General features: G+C 31.8%; 11 protein-coding genes and 2 pseudogenes. All 13 read left to right on the top strand.

The features are described from left to right. The first annotated feature begins 114 nt into the window (after positions 1-114). The 13 genes and pseudogenes from nifJ to CLOBL_RS24470 all read left to right on the top strand — a co-directional run bounded on the left by nifJ (position 115) and on the right by CLOBL_RS24470 (position 13,739). A complete protein-coding gene (gene nifJ, locus CLOBL_RS24525; protein ID WP_077861406.1) occupies positions 115-3,627 on the top strand; it encodes a pyruvate:ferredoxin (flavodoxin) oxidoreductase in 3,513 nt (1,170 codons plus the stop codon). Positions 3,628-3,763: 136 nt separating this feature from the next. Beyond that, a complete protein-coding gene (locus CLOBL_RS24520; RefSeq protein ID WP_143323946.1) occupies positions 3,764-5,572 on the top strand; it encodes a S8 family peptidase in 1,809 nt (602 codons plus the stop codon). A gap of 5 nt (positions 5,573-5,577) precedes the next feature. Beyond that, positions 5,578-7,317, top strand: a complete 1,740-nt coding sequence (locus tag CLOBL_RS24515) for a S8 family peptidase (RefSeq protein ID WP_077861404.1) — start codon at positions 5,578-5,580, stop codon at positions 7,315-7,317. 27 nt (positions 7,318-7,344) lie between these two features. Next, positions 7,345-7,500, top strand: a pseudogene (locus tag CLOBL_RS24510) (superoxide dismutase); the annotation flags it as partial. Between the two features lie 196 nt (positions 7,501-7,696). Beyond that, positions 7,697-8,338: a pentapeptide repeat-containing protein gene (locus tag CLOBL_RS24505; protein WP_077861403.1), complete on the top strand. Its 642-nt coding sequence runs from the start codon at positions 7,697-7,699 to the stop codon at positions 8,336-8,338. Between the two features lie 170 nt (positions 8,339-8,508). Beyond that, positions 8,509-9,375 carry an SDR family oxidoreductase gene (locus CLOBL_RS24500; RefSeq protein WP_077861402.1) on the top strand — a complete coding sequence of 289 codons (867 nt, stop codon included), beginning with the start codon at positions 8,509-8,511 and terminating at the stop codon, positions 9,373-9,375. 518 nt (positions 9,376-9,893) lie between these two features. Next, complete coding sequence (locus CLOBL_RS29055) at positions 9,894-10,028, top strand: hypothetical protein (RefSeq protein WP_278281359.1); 135 nt, start codon at positions 9,894-9,896, stop codon at positions 10,026-10,028. A 108-nt stretch (positions 10,029-10,136) separates the two neighbouring features. Then, positions 10,137-10,943, top strand: a pseudogene (locus CLOBL_RS24495) (MBL fold metallo-hydrolase). A gap of 261 nt (positions 10,944-11,204) precedes the next feature. Next, the gene (locus CLOBL_RS27715) at positions 11,205-11,684 is read left to right on the top strand and encodes a hypothetical protein (protein ID WP_143323944.1); all 480 of its coding nucleotides are present in this window, start codon (positions 11,205-11,207) and stop codon (positions 11,682-11,684) included. A gap of 52 nt (positions 11,685-11,736) precedes the next feature. Then, the gene (locus CLOBL_RS24485) at positions 11,737-12,345 is read left to right on the top strand and encodes a DJ-1/PfpI family protein (RefSeq protein WP_207652375.1); all 609 of its coding nucleotides are present in this window, start codon (positions 11,737-11,739) and stop codon (positions 12,343-12,345) included. Between the two features lie 18 nt (positions 12,346-12,363). Beyond that, positions 12,364-12,771: a tautomerase family protein gene (locus CLOBL_RS24480; RefSeq protein ID WP_077861400.1), complete on the top strand. Its 408-nt coding sequence runs from the start codon at positions 12,364-12,366 to the stop codon at positions 12,769-12,771. A gap of 46 nt (positions 12,772-12,817) precedes the next feature. Then, positions 12,818-13,303 carry a GNAT family N-acetyltransferase gene (locus CLOBL_RS24475; protein WP_077861399.1) on the top strand — a complete coding sequence of 162 codons (486 nt, stop codon included), beginning with the start codon at positions 12,818-12,820 and terminating at the stop codon, positions 13,301-13,303. Between the two features lie 79 nt (positions 13,304-13,382). Continuing rightward, positions 13,383-13,739 (top strand): cupin domain-containing protein, encoded by a 357-nt coding sequence (locus tag CLOBL_RS24470; RefSeq protein WP_077861398.1) that lies wholly within the window; start codon positions 13,383-13,385, stop codon positions 13,737-13,739. Positions 13,740-13,777: the final 38 nt, after the last annotated feature.

Here is a 13,777-nt window from a genome sequence, read left to right as displayed (position 1 = left end):
TGAGGTCAATTTACCTCCTTGCCTGATGAAAAATATTCAAGGCAACCTTGGACCTATTATTTATTTTCATGTGCCTAATTATAAAATATATAATATGAAAACGAGGTAAATGCGATGAGAAAAATGAAGACTATGGATGGTAATACAGCTGCGGCATATATATCTTATGCTTTTGCAGAAGCAGCGGTGATTTTTCCAATAACTCCATCATCACCAATGTCAGAACATGCAGATGAATGGGCAGCACAGGGTAAAAAGAATATTTTTGGAGAGCCAGTGAAGGTTATTGAAATGCAGTCTGAAGCAGGTGCTGCAGGTGCGCTGCATGGATCACTTCAAGCAGGAGCAATAACAACTACATATACATCATCACAAGGATTACTGCTTATGATTCCTAATATGTATAAAATAGCTGGAGAATTACTTCCGTGTGTAATAAATGTAGCAGCAAGAGCAATTGCTACATCATCTTTAAGCATATTTGGAGATCATCAGGATGTCATGGCTGCAAGGCAAACAGGTTTTGCAATGCTTTCAGAAGGTTCTGTTCAGGAAGTAATGGATTTAAGCGGAGTTTCATATTTAACAGCTTTAAAAGCAAGAATGCCATTTATGAATTTTTTTGATGGCTTTAGAACTTCACATGAAATACAAAAAATAGAGGTTATAGAATATGATGAACTTGCTAAGTTAGTAGATTATAAGGCTGTTGACGAATTTAGAAAGAGAGCTTTAAACCCTGATCATCCGGTTACAAGAGGAACGGCTCAAAATCCAGATATTTATTTCCAGACAAGGGAAGCTGTTAATCAATATTATGATGATATTCCAGAAGTTGTTGAACATTATATGAATCAAATAACTAAATTAACAGGCAGAACTTATCACTGCTTTGATTATTATGGCGCTCCAGATGCTGATAGAATTATAATTTCAATGGGGTCTGTAAATGATGTTGTAGAAGAAACTGTTGATTTTTTAAACTCTAACAAGCAAAAAGTAGGTTTGGTAAAGGTTAGACTTTATAGACCATTTTCTATGGAGAGACTTTTAAAAGCTATTCCTAAAACAGTAAGAAAAATTGCAGTTTTAGATAGAACAAAGGAACCAGGCTCAATTGGAGAACCCTTATATTTAGATGTGGTAAGAAGTTTCTTTGGAAAGGAAAATGCTCCAATTATAGTAGGCGGAAGATTTGGCCTTGGATCAAAAGATCCAACTCCAGCTCATATAGCCTCAGTATTTGATAATTTAATATTAGATGAGCCTAAGAATAATTTTACAATAGGAATAATTGATGATGTGACAAATACTTCTCTTAGACCCCTTGAAGATATAGATGCTACTCCAGATGGAATTACATCCTGCAAGTTCTGGGGATTAGGTTCAGATGGTACCGTTGGAGCAAATAAGAGTGCAATAAAGATTATTGGAGATCATACAGATATGTATGCTCAGGGATATTTTGATTATGATTCAAGAAAATCTGGAGGAATAACAGTTTCGCATTTGAGGTTTGGTGATAAACCAATTAAATCCCGTTATTTAATTGATAGACCTGATTTTATTGCATGCCATAATCAGTCATATGTATATAAATACCATGTAATTAGAGGTTTAAAGAAGAATGGAAAGTTTATATTAAATACAATATGGACACCAGATGAATTAGATGAAAAATTACCCGCAGTGTTAAAAAGATATATATGTGAAAATAACATAGATTTTTATACAATAAACGCTGTTAAAATTGCACAGGATGTTGGGCTTGGTGGAAGGATAAACATGATAATGCAGGCTGCTTTCTTTAAAATAGCCAACATAATACCTGTAGAGGATGCTGTTAAATATTTAAAAGAAGCTGTTGTCACTTCATATGGTAAAAAGGGTGAAAAGATTGTTAACATGAACCATGCAGCTATAGATGAAGGAATAAAGGGTATTATTAAAATAAGAGTTCCTTTTGATTGGGGGAATATTCCTGATGAAAAACTTGAGCACGATGAAGATTTTCCAGAGTTTATTAAAGAAATTACAAGACCAATGAATAGACTAGAAGGAGATTCAATGCCAGTTTCAACCTTTATAAGAGCTGGAATGCATGATGGTACATTTATGCATGGAACAACGGCTTATGAAAAAAGAGGCATAGCCGTAAATGTTCCAGAATGGATACCAGAAAATTGTATCCAATGTACTCAATGCTCTTTTGTATGTCCTCATGCGACAATAAGATCATTTTTATTAAATGAAGAAGAGAAAAATAAGGCACCCGAAAGTCTTAAAATATTAGACGCAAAAGGAATTAAAGGTGAAGGCAATTCATATTTTGTAATTGGAGTGACACCACTTGATTGTACTGGATGCGGTAATTGTGCACAAGTTTGTCCAGCACCAGATAAAGCATTGGTTATGAAATCTCAGGATAGTCAACATGAGCAAATTGAAGTTTGGAATTACTTGGTTGAAGAAGTACATACTAAAAATCCATTAAATAAGTATACTCTTAAAGGAAGTCAATTTGAAAGACCATTACTTGAATATAATGGAGCTTGTGCAGGATGTGGAGAAACTCCATATGCAAGGCTTGTAACTCAATTGTTTGGAGACAGAATGATGATAGCAAACGCAACAGGTTGCTCTTCTATTTGGGCAGCAGGCGCACCGGCAATAGCATACACAATCAATCAAGAAGGCCATGGTCCTGCGTGGGCTAACTCATTATTTGAAGATAACGCAGAGTTTGGTTATGGAATGTATTTAGGTGTTAAAACCATAAGAGAAAGAATAGCAAATAATGTTAAACATGCGCTTGAAGGTGACATTTCAGAGGATGTTAAAGGTGTACTTAGAGAGTGGCTTGATAATAAAGATGTTGGAGATGGAACCAGAGATAGAGCAAAAAGGTTAATCGAGGTGCTTGAAAATGAAAATAGTGAAACTTTCAAAGAAATTTTAAAGGATAAAGAGTATTTTATTAAGAGATCTCAATGGATATTTGGCGGTGATGGCTGGGCTTATGATATTGGATATGGCGGTCTTGATCACGTTCTTGCAAGTAATGAGAATGTTAATGTGCTAGTATTTGATACAGAAATTTATTCAAATACAGGAGGCCAATCTTCAAAATCAACACCTACAGCTGCTATTGCAAAATTTGCTGCATCAGGCAAGAGAACAAAGAAAAAGGATTTAGGGCGAATGGCAATGACTTATGGATACGTGTATGTAGCGCAAATAGCTATGGGAGCAGATAAGAATCAAACTATTAAAGCTTTAACAGAAGCCGAAGCTTATGATGGTCCATCACTTGTAATTGCTTATTCAACATGTATAAGTCATGGTATAAAGGTAGGAATGTCTAATTCTCAAGCTGAGGAGAAAAAAGCAGTAGAATGTGGATATTGGCATCTGTATAGATATAATCCTTCCTTAAAAGACTCAGGTAATCCATTTATATTAGATTCTAAAGATCCAAAGAGTGATTTTAAAGACTTCTTGATGGGAGAAGTAAGATATGCATCCCTCGCTAAAGCATTTCCAGAGGAAGCAGAAAAATTATTTGATAAAGCTGAGGGAGAAGCAAAAGAAAGATTAGAAATTTATAAAAGTTTAGCGCGTGAATAATGGATAATAATAAAGCATATCAATTTAATAGCATTATGCTGCTAGGTTGATATGCTTTTTATAAGTGCATCTTTATGAATAATCTACATTATATATAAATATTATATTATATATGAGAACTATGGAGGAGCTAAATGTGCCTTATTCAAAAAATTGTAATTTATATTACACAGATTCGCCCAATTATTTAGTTGAATATAGAGGGAATTTTAAAGAAGAGATAGATAAGGTATCATATGCTTGCGGAGATATAATAACCAATACTATTGGAATTGTATCTACATCTCCTGAGAATATAGATAGATTGAAAAAAGATGTACCAGCAATTATGTATATTGATTTTAGACGCAGGTTTGTACTTCAAGACATTTCTCCATCGAGTGTAGATAATATAAATGCTATTAAAATCAATCCTTATTTAAATTTAGATGGCAGGGGTGTACTTATAGGTATGGTTGATACGGGAATAGATTACTTAAATGAAGAATTTATTAGGGAAGATGATACGTCGAGAATAGCAAGCATATGGGATCAAACAATTCAGGATGCAACTGATAAATCTGTATATGTTGGCAGGACATTTTCTAATGAAGAAATTAATAATGCAATTAAAGCTTATAGAAATAAACAAGATCCCTATGCTATCGTACCTTCAAAAGATGATAATGGGCACGGAACCCAAATTGCAGGAATAATAGGTGCAAGAGGCTTTAATAGTGGACTTCAAGGAATTGCAACAGGTTGTGAGTTCGTGATTGTTAAACTTTTAGAATCTTCTAATTTTGTAAATGAATTAAAAGCTAATGGTGTTCCATATACCCCTGTCTATAATACATCAGAAGTTTTGGCAGCTGTGGAGTATTTGAAAAATTATGCATTAACATCTAACAGACCAATGGTGTTATATTTAGGAGTTGGAACTACAGAAGGGAATCATGATGGTAACAATTTAATTTCAAGGCATCTGGCATCCGTGGCTACCAATATAGGTATAACTATAGTTGCTGGTGTTGGAAATGAGGGCGCTTCGGATGGACACGCATCTGGGAATATTCAGCAAGTAGGAAACATAGCTTCAGTAGAGCTTAGAATACCAAGGGAAATGAAAGTTTTTTCTCTGAGTATATTAATATTAAAACCTAATACAGCATCTTTAAATGTGATTTCACCTAATGGCGAAGCATCGAATTTTATTAAGGCAAAGTCAAGTGGTGTAGAGAATATTAATTTTGTATTCTTCAGGACTCAGATGACAGTAAGGTATTTTAATCCAGAGCAATTTACAGGGCATGAAGTTATTTCTGTTAGTTTTAATGATATTAAAGCGGGAATTTGGACATTTCAATTAAGAGGTGAATATATAACTGATGGGAGATATCATATATGGCTTCCTCCCCAAAAAACTTTACCAGAAAACACAAGATTTCTTCAGTCTGATCCATTTACCACACTGACAATCCCAGCAACTGCAGATAGCGTAATTACAGTGGCCTATCATGGAAATGATAATGCTTTAGTTGCTGCGTCTGGAAAAGGATACAATGTAAATGTTAATATTAATCCGGACATAGCAACCTTGGGGGTAAATATTTTAACAACAAAACCTAATGGAGGAACCACAACGTTTTCTGGGAGTTCAGCAGCTGCAGGAATAATAGCTGGAGCTTGTGCACTCATTTTACAATGGGGAGTTGTTAATGGAAATGATAAGACTATGTTTTCTACAAAAGTTTTATCTTATCTTATACTTGGTGCTGATAGAAGCAATCCTAGTTATAGATATCCTAATAGAGAAATAGGTTATGGATTTTTTGATTTATTAGGTACGTTTAATATTATAAGCAGAAGCTTTAGAATAGATATCAATCCAGATATGGATGATAATTTTATAGAATATTTTGTTAAGAAGTTATTTATAAGAATTCCTAAATTTAAGGTGGAGTGAGCTAGGTGATAAAAAATTTAGTGCATGAAAGAATTTTACACGATGTTAACTACGATAATTATCTTGTTCAGTATCAAGGTGATATTGAAGCTGAGATTTCAACAAGACCTAATTATTATGTGTCAATAATCAATGACAGTTATGCAATTGTATCCGTAATAAAAGATTTAGAAATTAATATGAGCCCAGAGACGTATTTTAAAACTATTAAATATGTTGTACCTGCAGAGTTCTTTACGCTACAGGAAATTTCACCTCAAGAAGCATCACAGGCAAGTTTTGTTCAAATAGGATCCCCCTTAAATTTAACAGGAAAAGGTGTTAATGTAGGAATTATTGATTCTGGAATAGACTACTTAAATGAGGAGTTTATGGACAATAATGGGATGACGAGAATTGAAAATATTTGGGATCAAACTAGTATTACAACTGATTTTAATAATTCTGATAATGTGCCATTTGGAACTGTGTATAATAAAAATAAAATAAATGATGCTATAAAAGCGAGTAGGGAAGGAAATTCCCCATATGATATAGTTGAAACTCAAGATGGAATTGGCCATGGAACTAATATGGCAGGCATTATTGGAGCTACAGGAAAAACAACTGATTTAAAGGGAGTTGCCTTTGAATGCGATTTTGTAGTGGTAAAATTAATTAGAGATTTTTCATACGAAGTGCAATTTTCAGAAACAACAGTTCCAGTATATAATTTAACTGTTATTTTTGCAGCAATAGAATACCTATATGAGTATGCATTAACTAGCAGGAAGCCGATGGTTATATATTTACCAATTGGAAGTTCACTGGGCAATCATAAGGGTGGAGGAGTTCTATCACAATTTATAGATAGAATTTCAACTAGTAATGGAGTAGCGGTAGTTTCAGGAACGGGCAATCAGAGAGATAAGGGTGGATATGCTTCTGGTGTGTCAACCCAGGTAGCTGGAGTTCAACTTCAGGAAGCCAGTATCATAGAATTTACAGCTGCACCGGAACAAAAAAACTTATGGGGATTGGAAATTTGGTCAGATGTTCCTAACTCATTTTCTCTAGAAGTTGTATCACCGTCAGGAGAGAGCACGGGAGTGATGGCAATTATAATAAACTTTACAATAAATCATACATTCATATTTGAGAAGACCTCACTTAAAGTTAATTATTATTTTCCGGAGGAAACTACAGGCGATGAGTTAATACGTCTTAGGTTTTATAATCTGCAGCCAGGAATATGGAGACTCAGATTATATGCAAATTATATTACTACAGGAAGATATAACGCATGGCTTCCTCAAGCAGGATTAACTGTTGGGGATACGAGATTTAGTTTTTCAGACCCTTTTGGAACAATAACCAATCCATCTAACTCTGATCGTATTGTAACCATAGCGGCATATAATCAAAATAATAACAATCTTGTTGATTATTCCGGTATGGCGTTTTTAGAATCATATGTTGATAAAATAGATTTGGCCGCAGGAGGAGTAAATGCATTGACAGTGGCGCCAGGCAACAAAACAGCAGTTGTTAATGGTACAAGTGTATCAGCTGCTGTGGCAAGTGGAGTCTGTGCTATGTTATTTCAGTGGGGAATAATCAAAGGCAATAATCCATATATGTATGCTGAAACTCTCAAAGCATACCTTGCAAAGGGTGGAATTGCAAGAAGCGGGGATCTTATACCTAATCCATATTGGGGATATGGAATGTTGAATGTACCTAAAATATTTGAAAATATGACATAGAAATCAATAATAAATTCGAAGGGATATATGAAATATGGCAAGATAGAATTATCATATTCATATAACACATTAGAACCATATATAGATGAGGAAACAGTAAGAATACATTATAATAAGTATCTTCAAGGATATGTAGATAAATTAAATAGTATCTTAAAATGGATGTGGGAAAATTACAAACAGAAAGCTTTTAGGAGATAAAAAAATACGAGCTTCCGTTTTATAAATTTTAATAATAATGGTGTAGAGTAGATAGCGTTAATTTATATTTGTATTAATGCTATTTCAGTTATAATTTAAGCTATTATATAAAATTTCTGATATAATATTATTTAAGTTATAATTTATAAAACATTATTTTTATTTAAGAGGAAGAAAAATGGTAGAATTGAGTAAGATATTAAGGCCTAAGTTAGGAAAGCTATTACAAAATGATAATATTAATCATGAATTAATAAATGAAAGATATTTAGCAAATACATTAATTCAAAATATTAATTTAGATTGTATAAATGAGGAAAAAATAGAAATTAGAGAATGTCACTTTGTAAATGTTACATTTAATGAATGCAGCTTTAAGAATGTGGATTTTTTGGATGTGGTATTTGAAAATTGTGATTTATCAAATTTAGATTTTTCTGAAGGAAGCATCCATAGAGTAGAATTTAAAGCATGTAAACTTATCGGAACTAACTTTAGTGAAGGAAATCTTCAAAATGTTCTTTTTGAAGAAACATTAGGGCGATATTTAAACTTTGGATATTCTAAAATGAAAAATGTGAATTTTAAACAATGCAATATACAAGGAAGCATTTTTTTAGGATGTGATCTAAAAAATGTTGGATTTAAAGGCTGCGACATAAGCAATTCAGAGTTTACTAATACACCTTTAAAAACAATAGATTTTAGCGATAGTGATATATCACAAGTAATATTAACTGGAACAGAATTAAAAGGAGCTATTGTATCACCTATGCAGGCTTTAGATTTAGCGCGGCTTCTTGGAGTTGTTATCAAATAGAAGATTTGTATATTGTTAGGATAAGTTTCTTAGTTAAAGATAGGTAACTTTTATTTATAGTGAGATAATAGCTTATAATATGGATGTAATTAGAGTGGGAAATTGTAATAATTATTTTTGTGTAGGAAAAACTACCTTATATAAAAACGAAAATATAAGGAGGACACATAATGAACTTTCCAACATCCTTTCCAAAACAAAAACAAAGTGAGCAACCAGGAATAGAATACGAAATGAATCCGGCTCCAATTTTTGATGAACCGAATTATAATAAAAAAGGTAATTTACTAGAAAATAAAGTGGCGATAATTACAGGTGGAGACAGTGGTATAGGTAAAGCTGTAGCTATTGCTTATGCATATCAGGGAGCAGATGTAGTTATTGTTTATTATAATGAAACTAAAGATGCAGAAAATACTAAAAAAATTATTGATGGATTAGAGAGAAAATGTACATTAATAAATGGCGATATTGGAGATTCAAGTTTTTGTGATAGTGTCTTAGATAAAGTAATTAATGAATATGGAAAATTAGATATACTTGTTAATAATGCAGCTGTTCAGTTTGAATGCACAGATTTTAAACAATTAACAAATGAAAATTTTGATAGAACTTTCAAAACTAATGTATATGGAACTTTTTATATGACAAGAGCTGCACTAAAACATTTAAAAGCTGAGGGATGTATAATAAACACAGCTTCAGTTACTGCTTATAAAGGAAATGAGACATTAATAGATTATTCTATGACAAAAGGTGCTATAGTTGCATTTACTAGATCTTTATCAACTGCGTTAGCAAAAGGAAAAACTGGGATTAGAATAAATGCTGTAGCTCCAGGTCCTATTTGGACTCCATTAATACCTGCAAGCTTTGATGAAAATAAAGTCACTAAATTTGGTTCAGATACTCCACTTGGCAGGGCAGGGCAGCCTGTTGAATGTGCGGGGGCATACGTATTTTTAGCATCTAAATGCGCATCATATATTACAGGTCAGGTTATTCATGTTAATGGCGGAGAAATAGTAAATTCTTGAATAAACCAACCAATCCATGAGAATTCCAACCAAACCATGACGAAATAGCCATCCTGGTCGGAATTTCACCCAATCCAAAATTCAAACAAAAACCCAGAGCTGAGAGCAAAATCTCGGCTCTTTTTTCATGCAGATAATTAGGATTAAAGGAGAAGAAAGATAGGATCAAGGAGAACGTTAATTTGAGATATATCAAGGAATGAGGAAGATATTATAGAGATAGAAAGGGAGGTCTCCGCTACGCCATTGGCGGTCATATTCAGAGTTAAGTGAGAGCAATTAGGGAGAATGAAAAGTGGAAGTTATTAATCCGAATTCGTCAAAGTTTTGTGGTTTTCCGAATAAAGGTTGGCGAAGAAAGAGATATTTAATACCATGATTTTTGCGAGAAAAATTCTAAAGAGTGTGACGGAAATTGACGGGGGAGAGGGAAGATTTTGAGTGATGTTTGTTTGGTGAGTACATAGTTAGGACGATTTCTTAGAAAAATCGTTAAGGATATAAGTCGGAAGGGACAAGTGATAATAGAAGTAAACTTAAATATTGAGGTTATTAAAGGGTTAATGGAATTTATTTCTTATGTGTATTTTTCAGCAAGATTTATTAAAATTCTAATAAAGCATGATGAAAAAAAGAAAGTAAGTAGAAAGTAAAAATTAAATTCTGTAATATAAAATTATAGATTTATTTACAATTAGTATAAGTGATATAAAAATAGTGATATAATTTTTATATTAATTAAATTAAGGGGAGGCGAGAATATAAAGCTAAAAGTTTTAGTAGACAATAATACATATATTGACCAATATTATTATGGTGAACCTTCTGTTTCATATTATATTGAAGATGGAGAGGTTTGACTATTATTAGACGTTGGATATTCAGATTTATTTATTAAAAATGCCAATGCGTTAGGTGTGGATTTAAAACATATAAATACTATAGTTATTTCACATGGGCATGATGACCATACGCGAGGATTAAAATATTATTTTGAACAGAATAGCAACAGTAATATTTCTATTATTGCTAACCAAGATTCATTTAAAGAAAAGGTAATGGGTAACTTGAAAATTTGTTCGCCTATTTTACAAGATGAATTAAAAGAAAAATGTAATCTAATTCTATCAAAAGAACTTAAAAAGGTTAGTGAAAATTTAATATTCTTGGATGAAATACCTAAAATTAATGATTTTGAAAATAGGAAAGCTATAGGAAAACAGGTGGAAGGTAAAACGTTAGTAGATGATTATGTAATGGATGATACAGCACTCGTGTATAAAAGTAAAAATGGTATTTATATTATTGCGTGATGTTCTCATAGTGGGATTTGCAATATTGTGGAATATGCAAAGCAAGTCTGTAATGATAATAGAGTGTTAGGAATTATAGGAGGATTTCATTTATTTGAAGTAAATGAACAAGTATATAAAACTATAGATTATCTAAAGCGGAATAACATAAAAGAGTTATATCCGTGCCATTGTACTTCATTTGTTGTTAGAGCTGAAATTCATAAAGTTTTGCCAGTAAAAGAAGTTGGAGTGGGTTTGGAAATCAACTGGTAACAATGTCGTGAACATGTATGTTATGTGAATGTATATTATAACAATAGATGGTGAATATTTAAGGAATTACTATAAACTCTTATGAAAGCGAGGAATAAAACAATATGAAGCTATTAATTTGTATAAAAATACTGGGTATCAAATAATAGAAAATTACGAGCCATATATAGGAAATACAAATAGCGTATGTATGAAGAAAGAATTATTATAATTGACTAATTGAATGGACAATTAGTTAGTTCTGGGGAGGTATATTACAATATGTTTTGGCATTTAGGGTTTTCATATGTAGGATTAATATATTTATTAATGTTATTTATTCCTAATATTATTTGGAGTAAGAACCAACCAGTAGACTCAAATGATATTAAAGAAAATAAGATATTGTTATTATCTGAGCGTGCAGGGCAAATATTTTGTACATGTAGTGCATTAATTTTTAGTGATTTTAATATACAGCAATTATCAATATGGAGTTTGTGGCTCATAGTATCATTTTTGCTCATGTTAATATATGAAGTTTGTTGGATTAGGTATTTTCGTAATAAACATACAGAAGAAAATTTTTATAGTAGTTTTTGTTATATACCAGTACCACTTGCAAGTTTACCTGTTACAGCCTTTTTGTTATTAGGTATCTACGGAAAGGTTGTCTTATTGATTGTTTCAACTATTATTCTTGGTATAGGACATATGGGAATACATATTCAACATTTAAAAGGAATAAAGAAATTATATTGAATTACCATTATTAATAATAAAGAAATAGATGATATATTTGGAGGAAAGGAAATTGTTAGAACAAAAAGAAGTTGGTATTTTGCTCTTTAATGAGGTTGAGGTATTGGATTTTGCAGGCCCATTTGAAGTGTTTTCAATTACTACATATATTGGATGTAAAGAGAAACCATTTAAAGTGCATACAGTTGCTCAATCTAAGAAGCTAATAAATGCCCGTAATGGTTTGAAAATTAAGCCTGATTATGATTTTAATGACGCTCCAAAATTCGATATTATAATTATACCTGGTGGATATGGAGCAGAAGAAATTGAAATTCACAATCCAAGGATTATAAACTGGATTAAAGATAATATTAATGATGTAGATATAATGGCTTCTGTATGTACTGGTACATTTTTATTGGCTAAAGCAGGTCTATTAGACGGAAAACAAGCTACAACACATTGGATGGATATTGATAGATTAGAAAAAGAATATACTACAATTGATGTACAACGCAATGTTAAGTTTGTTGATGAAACACCTATTATTACTTCTGGTGGCATATCTTCTGGAATTAATATGTCTTTTTATATTATCAAAAAGCTGTTAGGGGAAGAAGTCGCAAATTACACAGCTAAGAGAATGGAATACGATATTAATATTAAAAATATGTTTTGAATAGAGAGGAGAATTATAATGCCATTTGTAAATTTGAAAATAGTAAAAAATCAAGTGACTTTAGAGAAGAGAAAAGAGTTGATTAAGGGGTTAACTGATTTGATTGTTAATATTATGGGGAGAGAAAGAGAACTAACTGTAATAACTGTTGATGAACTTGAAGCGTCTCAATGGGCTATAGGTGGAGTTACATTAGATGATAATGATTCAGAAAATAATATAGTTACTTTTGTTAATATAAAAGTATCAAAGGGAACTACTAATCCAGATGAAATTGATAGAATGATGAAAGCTACTAAAGAATTAATAATTAAAGTATTAGGCAGTAGTGCAGTAACAAATTATTTCATTATTGATGAATTGAACCCAGATGGATGGGGATTTGATGGTGTTTCAATGACCGAACAAAATAAAATGGAGCAATAATATATTGTAATAATTTTAGTTAGAAAAGTATTTAAGGGGGATTAACGTGATAAAGAAAGTAGAAAATGATGTGGAAATTATAAAATGCCAAGAAATAATAAGAAATTCATTTATAACTGTAGCAGATGACTTTGGATTAACTGTAAATAATGCACCTACAAACCCTGCATTTATAACATATGAAAATTTACAGAAATCAATAGAAAAGGGAATGGAATTATATATAAAATATGAAAATAATGATGCTGTTGGATGTGTAGGAATTCAGAGGTCAAGCAGTAATAAAGAAATCTATTATATTGAGAGATTAGCTGTATTACCTGAAAAAAGACATCTTGGCATAGGGAAAAGTTTATTAGATTTTGCTTTTTATGAAGTAAATAAAAGAAAAGGAAAAGAAATATCAATAGGAATAATAGATGAAAATAAAGTTTTAAAAAAATGGTATATAGAATATGGATTTACCGAAAAAGAAACAAAAATATATGAACACTTACCTTTTACTGTGTGTTTGATGATAAAGAAGGTGTAGAGTAATTATATGAATAGATACGGGGGGAGTGTATAATATTTTAAAGAAATTTAAACAAAATTTTATGGAGGCGATTAAGTTGAAAGATTTTCCAGAGTTTATGAAAAATAAAAAGAATCATATTAGTAGCAATCAGCAAAATACAGAAGATATTGATGGATATTACTTTGAAGGTGCGGATGGTAGTCAAATGGCTTTTTGGACATGCTATTCAGATAGGGAGTCTAAAGAACATAAGCATGAATTTGATGAATATACGGTTGTTGTTGCAGGACAGTATACAGCAATTATTGATGGTAAAGAAATTGTATTAAACCCAGGTGATGAGATATTTGTTCCTAAAGGAACTTTACAAGGTGGACGTTATATTGCAGGAACAAGAACAATTTCAGCTTTTGGCGGAAAAAGAATAAAAAATGATGACAAATTGCAATAACAAATTGAACTAATTTCTATTTATGACTTAAACATTTG

The organism is Clostridium sp. BL-8 (assembly GCF_002006495.1).
In the GTDB taxonomy this organism is placed as follows: domain Bacteria; phylum Bacillota; class Clostridia; order Clostridiales; family Clostridiaceae; genus Clostridium.
The sequence above is the reverse complement of the archived record's forward strand: the minus strand, read 5'-3'. Positions and strand labels throughout refer to the sequence as shown.